The sequence below is a fragment of the Glutamicibacter sp. AGC84 genome (genome assembly GCF_053543575.1).
Genome location: NZ_JBLVOC010000001.1, coordinates 119272 through 123280, shown reverse-complemented (window position 1 = coordinate 123280; position 4009 = coordinate 119272). Strand labels below are relative to the sequence as shown.

General features: G+C 60.5%; 4 protein-coding genes. 2 read left to right on the top strand and 2 right to left on the bottom strand.

What is annotated here, in order from left to right:
- Window positions 1-66 precede the first annotated feature (66 nt).
- The gene (locus ACNPN0_RS00620; protein ID WP_448937329.1) at window positions 67-1437 is read left to right on the top strand and encodes a CoA transferase; all 1371 of its coding nucleotides are present in this window, start codon (window positions 67-69) and stop codon (window positions 1435-1437) included.
- Here ACNPN0_RS00620 and ACNPN0_RS00615 read toward each other — a convergent pair.
- Window positions 1434-2153 (bottom strand): PaaX family transcriptional regulator, encoded by a 720-nt coding sequence (locus tag ACNPN0_RS00615; protein WP_448937330.1) that lies wholly within the window; start codon window positions 2151-2153, stop codon window positions 1434-1436. The genes ACNPN0_RS00620 and ACNPN0_RS00615 overlap by 4 nt on opposite strands.
- Window positions 2154-2262: 109 nt before the next feature.
- On the bottom strand, window positions 2263-3129 hold the full coding sequence (gene kynA / locus ACNPN0_RS00610) for a tryptophan 2,3-dioxygenase (RefSeq protein ID WP_388025014.1): 867 nt from the start codon (window positions 3127-3129) through the stop codon (window positions 2263-2265).
- 152 nt (window positions 3130-3281) lie between these two features.
- Here kynA and ACNPN0_RS00605 point away from each other — a divergent pair, with 152 nt between their 5' ends.
- Entirely contained in the window at window positions 3282-3965 is a 684-nt protein-coding gene (locus ACNPN0_RS00605; RefSeq protein ID WP_448937331.1) for a CE1759 family FMN reductase, read from the top strand.
- Window positions 3966-4009: the final 44 nt, after the last annotated feature.

Here is a 4009-nt window from a genome sequence, read left to right as displayed (position 1 = left end):
GGCGGGTTTTCCGTTTTCCAACTGCCTGCATCGAAGTGGTGATTTTCCGGGTATAGGCTGAGGTTCATGCTGCATTCCGAAGATGAGCGCGTGGCCGAGGGCCATATCCTGGGTTCGGGGTTCACCGCGCACCGATTGTTCGAGACGGCAGGTGATTGCCCTGTTACTGGGCCCGCGGTTTGGTGGGCTGGTCCTTTGAACGCGGAGAAGCTCGCAGCTCGATCCGTTGGCTTGGTATGTTCCGCCCTTAATGATCTTGCCGCTGCCTCGCCATGGCTCGCCACGGCGACGCCGGATATCGCAGCTGCCTTCGCGTCCTCTGCCCACTTGCGCATCGCGGGGCAGAAACCACAAGGCTTTGCTCGATATTCGGGATTCTACCGAACGGCCGACGGCTGGATCAGAACCCACGCGAATTACCCTCACCATGAACGCTCGCTCCACTCTGCATTGGGAACATCTTCGGGGATTGACATCGCCGACGCAGTGGCAAGCCTTTGTGCCCACGATGCCCAAGAACGCATTATTGCCGCTGGTGGAATAGCCGCGCAGGTGCGATCCCGTCAACAGTGGCTCAGCTCGGCAGAGGGCCAAGCGGCCGGCAGCGGGCACTGGGCTCAATTCCGCATGCGCCCAACAGGTTCGGCTCCGGTCTGGAAATTTGACCCGCGTGCAGCAATGCCCCTTCGAGGGTTGAAGGTTCTGGATCTCACACGGGTTATCGCTGGCCCCACCGCAACCAGGACGCTGGCAGCCCTTGGCGCACAGGTCTTGCGCGTGGATGGGCCGCTGCTCCCCGAATTGCCTTGGCAATATGTTGATACCGGATTCGGCAAGCGCAGCACGCTGCTGGATTTGAAAAACGCAGCAGGGCAGGCGCGGATCCACGAACTGCTGCAGGATGCTGATGCCGTCCTCTTGGGCTATCGCCCCGGGGCTTTGGCCAAGGCAGGGCTTGGCCGGAATGAATTAGCCCTACGGTACCCGCAGCTCGTTGTTGCTGAATTAGGTGCGTGGGGCTTCGAAGGACCCTGGGCCCAACGGCGTGGGTTCGACAGTATCGTGCAAGCTGCCACCGGCATCTCGGAGGCTTACCGTGGTAACGGGCAATCACCGGGCGCATTGCCGGTGCAGGCTTTGGACCACGCCACCGGCTACGGGCTCGCTGCTGCCGTCATCGCTTTGGTTCGGGCGCGCAGTGTCCAAGGGCGTACCGGGTCGGTGCGATTCTCCTTGGCTCGGACCGCTCATGCGCTGTTCGCCTTCGACGCCCCGCAACGCCCCGCTCAATTCGACGGTGGCGTGCGGCTGAAGCGGGTGGAAAGTACTTTCGGCACCCTTGAGTATGTCCCGCCGCCCTTCAGCATGGCAGGCCAGGGGCTGGACTACCCTGGTCCGCCTGCTCCGTATGGAGAAGATGAACCAGTCTGGAACTAGGAAGCCAGAAGCGAGCGTGCGAAGAGCGAGGCTGGTTCCTGGAATGCGCTGGACAGTGCCAAGAAACGTTCCCTGCTTTCATCGCCAGGCCAGTGGGCGGGCAGCATGAACTCCGGCAAGCCGGGGTCAAGGTAGGGCAGAGCACGCCATGAATCGACCATCGTGACATACCCCCGATAAGCACTGGGCGGAGCAATGTCGCTGGAATCCAGGGAAGCGGTGCTCTCCAGGAACGCTCGATGCAAGGTGCCCAGGCGCTCAAGATCCCACCACTGCCCGGCAGCCTGCTGCGGTGTTCCGGGGAAGTATGGTTGCTGGGCGGTAAAAAGCGTCGCGTGTTCCCTGGCTCCCAGGGCATTGAGCACCGCCGAGACTTCCTCTCGCAGGTACTCGGGGAAAATCCATAATCCGGAGCCGAGCATGCCGCCGCCAAGCTGCAAGAAATGCTTGCGTACCTGGTGGCGCAGGGAGCGCAAGGTCTCCGGCAGGGAGTAGGCCACCAGGCACCAGGGGTCACTGCCTGACATTTGGCGCGGGGTGAATATTCTTCTGGTGCCACGCTCGAACATCTGTTGCGCCGCGCTCGGAACGCGCAAGGTGGAAGATTGCGCTGCTTCCAGCACTTCCCGGTCAATCAGTCGGGAGATGGCGGTTTGCGCCGCAGGGACCGAAACTCCGGCAGCATGTGCCAGTTCCACTATTCGGGTGCGCGCCACCGGAGTTTTCTCATGCCGTATATAGAGGCCGGTAATTGTGCGGATAATCGATGTGGCGCTTCCGCATCTCGCCTCGAAGTCATCGAGGCTCAGAGCCGTGAGGGAGGTGCTACTTGCCAATTTCGGTACGCACCGCGAACAGCTCTGGGAAAAAGGTCAGGTCCAGGGCGCGCTTGAGGAAGTCAACGCCCGAGGAGCCACCGGTGCCGCGCTTGAATCCGATGGTGCGCTGGACAACGCGCATATGGCGGAAGCGCCATGCCTGGAAGTTGTCCTCGACGTCTACCAGGTCCTCGCAGGCTTGGTAGAAGCCCCAGCGGGTGTCCTCGGACTCGTAGATATCCTTGAATATTGGCACCAGTGCCTCCTGGAATGCCCAAGGCTTGGTGAAGTCCCGTGAAAGCACTTCTTCGGGAATGTCGTAACCGTGGCGGGACAGGGCGGCCAGGAACACATCGTAGAGACCTGGCTCGTGAAGCAGTTTGGACAGTAGCTCGTGGGCCTTTGGATCTGCCTCGTGGACCTTGAGCATGCCTTCATGCTTGTTGCCCAGAATGAACTCCACGGCGCGGTACTGGAAGGACTGGAAGCCGGAGGAAGAGCCGAGGAAGTCGCGGAACTGTGCATATTCGCGCGGCGTCAAGGTCGCCAGGACCGACCACTGTTCGGTCAGGGTCTTCTGGATGTGCTTTACCCGGGCAAGGCATTTCAGGGCCTTGCCGAAGTCATCGAGGCCCAGCAGGCGGCGTGCTTCGAGGAGTTCATGGAGCATGAGCTTGAGCCACAGTTCGCTGGTCTGGTGCTGGATGATGAAGAGCATTTCATCGTGGTGCTCGGGAACGCTGACCGGATGCTGCGCTGACAGGATGCGTTCCAGATCAAGGTAGCCGCCGTAGGACATCGTGTTTTTGAAGTCAGTGCGGACGCCATCTTCAATTGCGCGCTGATTCTCGGTCTGTGGCTTCGGAGTGCTCATATGCAGATATTATCAATAAGATTGCGACCGTCACAATAGTGAAAAACCGAATTGAGCCGACGAGGCGAAAAGAACTGCCGATGCCGGGAATACGTCCGGCGACCCCGCTGTTGATACATGCATGCGCATATAAATAGTGAAAGGCAAGAACAGTGAGCAAGTCAGTAGTCGTCATCAGCGGTGGGCTGGGAACCCCATCGAGCTCCTCGCTGCTGGGCCAGCAAATCGGAGAGAATATTGCCGCGCAGCTAGCTGCCGCCGGCGTGCAAGCCGACGTGAGCAATATCGAACTGCGTGAGCATGCTGGTGAAATCACTAATAATATGCTGACCGGTTTCGCCGCCCCGGGCCTGCAAAAAGTTATCGACGCAGTGGTGAATGCCGACGTGCTCGTTGCCGTCACCCCGGTCTTCACGGCCTCGGTCTCAGGCCTCTTCAAGTCCTTCCTCGATATCCTGGACCCTAAATCGCTCAACGGAAAACCGGTCGTGCTCGCTGCCACCGCGGGAACCCAGCGGCACCAGCTCGCGGTTGACTACGCCATGCGTCCGATCTTCTCCTACCTCAGGGCGCAGATCATGCCGACAACGGTTTTCGCGGCTTCGGAAGACTTCGGGGGACAGGGTCTGACTGGCACGCTGGCAGATCGCGCTCGCCGGGTTGCGCGAGAAGTCGTCCTGGCGCTGTCCATGAACGAAGGGGAATTCTCCGCTGATGCGGATTTGGGGCATACCCGTTCCATCGCTCCCTCGGTCAGCGAATTCGCCGACCCCGATGATGAACTCTCCTCACTGCCCTTCGAAGCGTTGCTGGCAAACCTCAAATCCGGATCCTGAGTCGGCCGTTCCGCCAGGTTGGGGGCCCCCCGCCATGCACCCGC